6 protein-coding genes are annotated in these 5,635 nt (G+C 55.5%); 4 read left to right on the top strand and 2 right to left on the bottom strand.

Translation table 11 applies throughout. From position 1 onward, the window contains the following. The 3 genes from AAAC48_RS20195 to AAAC48_RS20185 all read left to right on the top strand — a co-directional run. Positions 1-347, top strand: a 347-nt coding sequence (locus AAAC48_RS20195; protein WP_340655900.1) for a FliG C-terminal domain-containing protein, incomplete at its 5' end; no start/stop codon positions are given. Between the two features lie 20 nt (positions 348-367). Continuing rightward, positions 368-1,432: an EscU/YscU/HrcU family type III secretion system export apparatus switch protein gene (locus AAAC48_RS20190; RefSeq protein ID WP_340655899.1), complete on the top strand. Its 1,065-nt coding sequence runs from the start codon at positions 368-370 to the stop codon at positions 1,430-1,432. A gap of 27 nt (positions 1,433-1,459) precedes the next feature. After that, positions 1,460-1,915, top strand: a complete 456-nt coding sequence (locus AAAC48_RS20185) for a hypothetical protein (protein ID WP_340655898.1) — start codon at positions 1,460-1,462, stop codon at positions 1,913-1,915. Here the strand turns inward: AAAC48_RS20185 and AAAC48_RS20180 are convergent. Beyond that, positions 1,912-2,703 carry a LuxR C-terminal-related transcriptional regulator gene (locus AAAC48_RS20180; RefSeq protein ID WP_340655901.1) on the bottom strand — a complete coding sequence of 264 codons (792 nt, stop codon included), beginning with the start codon at positions 2,701-2,703 and terminating at the stop codon, positions 1,912-1,914. The two genes, AAAC48_RS20185 and AAAC48_RS20180, sit on opposite strands and share 4 nt — an antisense overlap. A gap of 327 nt (positions 2,704-3,030) precedes the next feature. Here AAAC48_RS20180 and AAAC48_RS20175 point away from each other — a divergent pair, with 327 nt between their 5' ends. Next, positions 3,031-4,185, top strand: a complete 1,155-nt coding sequence (locus AAAC48_RS20175; protein ID WP_340655897.1) for a DUF3095 domain-containing protein — start codon at positions 3,031-3,033, stop codon at positions 4,183-4,185. Positions 4,186-4,199: 14 nt separating this feature from the next. Here AAAC48_RS20175 and AAAC48_RS20170 read toward each other — a convergent pair whose 3' ends face one another. After that, on the bottom strand, positions 4,200-5,537 hold the full coding sequence (locus tag AAAC48_RS20170; RefSeq protein ID WP_340655896.1) for a nucleotide sugar dehydrogenase: 1,338 nt from the start codon (positions 5,535-5,537) through the stop codon (positions 4,200-4,202). Positions 5,538-5,635 lie beyond the last annotated feature (98 nt).

Here is a 5,635-nt window from a genome sequence, read left to right as displayed (position 1 = left end):
CGGACCTCACCGATCTCGGAGCTGACGACCTTGCCAAGATCAAGGCCAAGCTTTTCACCTTCGAAGATATAGCCCGTATCTCGCAGCGTGCACGGCTCGTGCTCTTCGACGAAATCCAGACCGACGTGGTCACGACTGCCCTGCACGGCTGCGAGCCTCATCTGCAAGAACTTATCCTGCAATCGCTGTCGACACGCGGACGCCGCATGGTCGAAACCGAGCTCTCGAGCCAGACCAATGTTAACGTCAACGCGGTTACCGAGGCGCGCCGCGTGATTGCCCGCACTGCAATCGGACTGGCGGATCGAGGCGACCTGAAGCTCGATGCGGAAGAGCCCGCATCGTGAATCAAAGGCGCTGATCGCTTATGTCGGATAGTGCTGACAAAGAAAGTAAAACCGAGGAAGCGACTGAAAAGAAAATCAGTGATGCGATTGAGAAAGGCAACCTTCCCTTCTCGCGTGAAGCTCCTATCCTCGCCTCCATCGTGGCCTTCCTGATTATCATGGTTTTCGTCGTCGTACCCAGCGGGCTGAAGCTGACGTCTTTCCTGTCCGAACTGATGGACAAATCCGACGATTGGCGGCTGTCGAGTGCTGACGATGCACGGCAATTGTTCGGCGTTATTGCAACTGCGGTGGGGCTGGCTCTGCTCCCAGTGTTGATTATTGTGCCGGGTGCCGGCATCCTCGCCTCGGTCCTGCAAAATGCACCCCGCATCGTTGCCGACCGCATCGAGCCACAACTCTCGCGCATCTCGATCACCAAGGGCTGGGCGCGCATCTTCGGGGCCGCCGGGCGTGTAGAGTTTTTGAAGTCCACATTCAAATTCGCAGCGGCCAGCATCATCGTCTTCATGATCTTCTTTGAAGACAGCCATTTCTTCGTCGATGCCATCATCACCGAGCCGAATGCACTACCAGAACTCATCCGCACCCATATCGTGCGTCTGCTCTCCTCTGTTGCGATTGCCGTAACGGTCCTTGCCGCATTCGATCTGGCCTGGACCCGTATCCACTGGCGCAGCGAACTGAGAATGACGCGTCAGGAAATCAAGGACGAACATAAGCAGGCAGAAGGCGATCCTGTGCTCAAATCCCGTCTTCGTTCACTTGGCCGCGATCGGGCACGCCAGCGAATGATTGCGTCAGTCCCAACCGCTACACTCATCGTCGCAAATCCGACACACTTCTCGGTTGCTCTCCGCTACGTTCCGGCGAAGGATCCAGCACCTGTCGTTGTTGCCAAGGGGCAGGATATCATTGCCCTCAAGATCAGGGAGATCGCCGAGGCGAATGACATACCGGTGTTTGAGAATGTACAATTGGCACGGTCACTTTATAAGCAGGTCCAGGTCAATAACATGATTGCTCCGGAATTCTACAAGGCTGTGGCCGAACTTATTCAATTTGTTAATGCGCGCCAGCGATAATCGGGCTGGTTGCAATCGGATTAATGTATGAAGAAAACCCAATATTCGGCCGCCCGCGTCGAGATAATCTCCGGACATCTGGCGGAGGTAATTGAGGATCTTCGGCTTGTAGACGTGGCCGATTATATCGCCTTCATCCGCTGCGAACTGTTTGGCAATATAGCTGATATCGTCAATTCAGCGACCGAACTCACATTCTATCCGGACACACTGACATTCGGACTGGGTGGCGAATATAAGCTGGACTGGAATTCCACCCCGCAAGTGATGCTCGATCTGGAGTTCAGCAATATGGGCGTGAACGCCTATTTCCGTTTGACGCTCTCTGCAAACTCTACCGAGATCGATCTTCACCACGTGCGGTTCGCCGAGACGGGGAGCAGCCCGACTGACAATACCAGTCTGCTTGCCGCAGCATTCGAAAACGCACGCCTTCCACAACTCACCGTGCCGGAAAAAGCTGCCAGGAAGGATCTGCTCTAAAACTTGTTTGTGATAGCTGGCATTTGGATAACGCCCAGTGCCAATGCTGTTGCAACGGTTGACGTACGGTTGGAACAGCCCAGCTTGTTCTTGGCGTTTTGCAAGTATGTGACGACCGTCCAGCGGGCGATGTTGAGGATCTCACCGATTTCGCCATCGGTCTTGCCGTTTGCCGCCCAATAGAGGCAATCAATCTCCCGCTTAGTCAAAAGATTGGCCACAACGGCGGCCAACGCTGGATTGCGATTTCCGTGAAGCACATTATGGAGCCGGATGGCTATCGCAGCCAGGCGCTTGCGCATGCGTTCGATGAATGCAATCTGCTCCGACGGTTCAACCTCGAATGTAAACTCCGTGATCCCGCGAAAGCCATAGGAGTTCGCCGTACTGACGGTGAGAAAGAGATTCCCGAGACCGCGCAACTCACAATCCCGTAGAAATTGCTTTGACTCTGGCAACAAGGTGGGGTCGGCTGCGAGATGCCGGATCGTGCCGGGGGCGTCAGTGTGGCGTTGGGATAACGTTATTCCTTGCACCAGCGGGTCAACCTTATAGTAATTTTTGGCCGAATAGCGAACGACCCAGTTCATCGGCACAGTCGTCAGCACCGATATTTCAGGCGTAGGCCCGCTATGGGTCCCGACTGGCTCCGCGTGGCCTATATGAGTAATATAGCGGCAGCTGAGTTGCTGCCTGATTTCCACAAGCATTTCAAGGATATCGTGCTTGAAATTGCCGCTGAAAAAACCTTCCTCGAAGTCAGGGAAATGGGCCAGGTCAAAATGCATCGGGGGCGCAAACCATTCCTCTTTGCTGGCATAATATGCCCGCATCATCGTTCGTACTTTTAAAAATCAAGATTGCTTTTAACGTCACAGAATCAATAACGTGTACATGGTTGCACAACCTCGCCTCCAGGCACAACCCGATGAACAATTGTATTTCTGATCTATCACAATTTTGCAACGCAGCAGCAATTCATGGTTGACAATCCCCTAATTTTTTCTCCCGCATTTTAGAGATTGGAATGCGTGTCTGGCGCATTCCAGATGTTCTCTTCCGGTGCGATAAAGTCCCTCGTCGCCTGCCATCTTGGATTGTGCTAATGCCAATATATGGCACAGGCAACAGACGACGATTTCTTCGACACACTCCCCGTTTTCGTGGAATTTGAGGGGGTCGCCGATACTGGCAATTACAAGGCGCTGCCCGATGACTGGGTGCTGGCGACGGCCGACATCGTCGGTTCGACCAAGGCGATCGAGGCGGGCCGCTATAAAGCCGTGAACATGGCGGGCGCCAGCGTCATCTCCGCAGTGCTAAATGCGCTCGGCAAGAAAAACTACCCGTTTGTTTTCGGTGGAGACGGCGCATTGGTTGCCCTTCCAGCATCTGCTGCTACGCGGGCGCGCGAGGCACTTTCAGCCGTACAGACATGGGTTGCCGATGACCTGAAGTTGAGCCTGCGGGCGGCGCTTGTGCCGATGAGCGATATACGGGCAATGGGACTTGACGTGCGCGTTGCACGGTTCAGGGCCAGCCCCGATGTTTCCTACGCCATGTTTGCCGGTGGCGGTGCGAGCTGGGCCGAGGCCCAGATGAAAGCAGGCAAATATGCCGTTGAACCCGCGCCGCCCGGCACACGGCCGGATCTTGCAGGTCTCTCGTGTCGCTGGAATCCGATCCAGGCCCGTAATGGCGAAATTGTCTCAATCATCGCCGTGCCGGGCACGCCCGGCGCAAGCGCGCAATTCCAGAAGCTGGTTGCAGGCGTTGTTGCCATCGCGGCCGAGCAAAGCCGTGGCTCTCACCCGCTCCCGGCGGAGGGGCCGCCGATTAGTTTCACCACGAAGGGTGTCGAGGCAGAAGCTCGGGCGACTGCACCCGTCGGCAAAAGGCTTTTGCGTAAGCTAGCGATCATCGGACAGATCGCTTTGATATATGTTCTCGACCGGCTGGGGTTGACGGCCGGCGGCTTCGATCCGAAGCGGTACAAGGTTGAAGTGTCGCAGAACTCCGATTTCCGCAAATTCGACGATGGCTTGAAAATGACCATCGATATCGATAGCGAGCGTTTGCGCCGCATCGAAATGCTTCTGGAAAATGCATCAGCGGCCGGTATTAGCCGCCATGGTCTGCACCGGCAGGATTCGGCCCTGATCACCTGCTTCGTGCCGACACCGCTTGCGCATGATCATATCCACTTCATCGACGGTGCAGCAGGCGGCTATGCCATGGCGGCAAGCAATCTGAAGGCGAAGTTGTCGTAGATCAAAACCGTCGTTTAAGACTTCACAATATGCTCGCCCGTTAATCCGAGCTTGGAGAAAATATTGCGGGTGTCGATGATAAGGGGTGCCCATCGGACCAAAGCCGCATAATCGACATCATCGTGATCAGTCGAAACCAGCACGGCGTCAAACGACTTTACCACTACCTCGGTCAGCTCCACGGATTTGCGGCCTTTGAGCGCCATGTGTTCGCGCGTGGGTGGAATTTCCGCGACGAAGGGGTCGTGGTAATCGGCCCTGCCGCCGCGTTCCTCAATGATTTCGATCAGCCGGAGCGACGGGCTTTCGCGAATATCCGGTACGTTCTTCTTGTAGGCCAACCCAATAATGAGCACACGCGAGCGGCTGAGCGCCTTGCCTGAACGCATGTCGAGCGCTTCGGCCAGGCTGCCAACGACATAGCGCGGCATGGCGGAATTGATCTCGCCTGCCAGTTCGATGAACCGTGTTGGTAATTCATACTCACGCGATTTCCACGTCAGATAAAAAGGATCGATCGGGATGCAGTGCCCTCCGAGGCCCGGTCCCGGATAGAACGGCATATAGCCGAACGGCTTGGTCTTTGCGGCCTCGATGACTTCCCAGATATCGATGCCCATCGCTGCGTAGAGCGTCTTGAGTTCGTTGACGAGCGCGATATTGACCGACCTGAAGATGTTCTCCGTGAGTTTGACCGCTTCTGCGGTTGCGTTGGACGAGACTGGAACGACCGTTTTCACTGCAGCACTGTAGAAGGCCTGCATCAGCTTGCTCGCCTCAATACCATCCCCAGCAACGATTTTCGGGATCGTGGCAGTCTCGAAATCGCGATTGCCTGGGTCTTCCCGCTCGGGGGAAAAGCCAAGGAAGAAATCAGAGCCGGACGTGAGGCCGGTTTCCTCGAGGATTGGCTTGACCACGTCGTTGGTCGTGCCGGGATAGGTGGTCGACTCCAGCACGATCAACTGCCCGGGACGCAAGGTAGCCGCAATCGCGCGGCTCGTTGCCTCGACAAAGGATAGGTCCGGATCGCGATGTTTGGTCAGCGGCGTCGGCACGCAAATGATGATCACATCGCAATTTGACAGCTCGGCGAAATCACTTGTCGACCGGAATCGGCCAGCTTTCGCCTCACCTGTCAGCGCTTCGTTGGTCACCGCCTCGATGTAGGAGCGACCCGCATCAAGTGAGATGATCTTGCCCGGATCAATATCAAAGCCGGTAACGGCAAAACCACTGCGCGCGAGCGTTATAGCCAAAGGCAGACCGACATAGCCAAGGCCAATGACACCGGCGTGGGCCCGATGCGTTGCGATTTTGCCGGAAAGATCCGAGTAGGGAGAGGATGCCAAGATGATCTCTTTTGTGCGAGCGCAAATGCTATCAAGTCGGGTTTAGATGGCCGCTATAGGATTGCCTGTCAAGCGAGGGATAACACGCGCTTCTACTC

The sequence above is a fragment of the Phyllobacterium sp. genome (assembly GCF_037994405.1).
In the GTDB taxonomy this organism is placed as follows: Bacteria; Pseudomonadota; Alphaproteobacteria; order Rhizobiales; family Rhizobiaceae; genus Phyllobacterium.
This window is presented reverse-complemented; position numbering and strand designations above follow the sequence as displayed.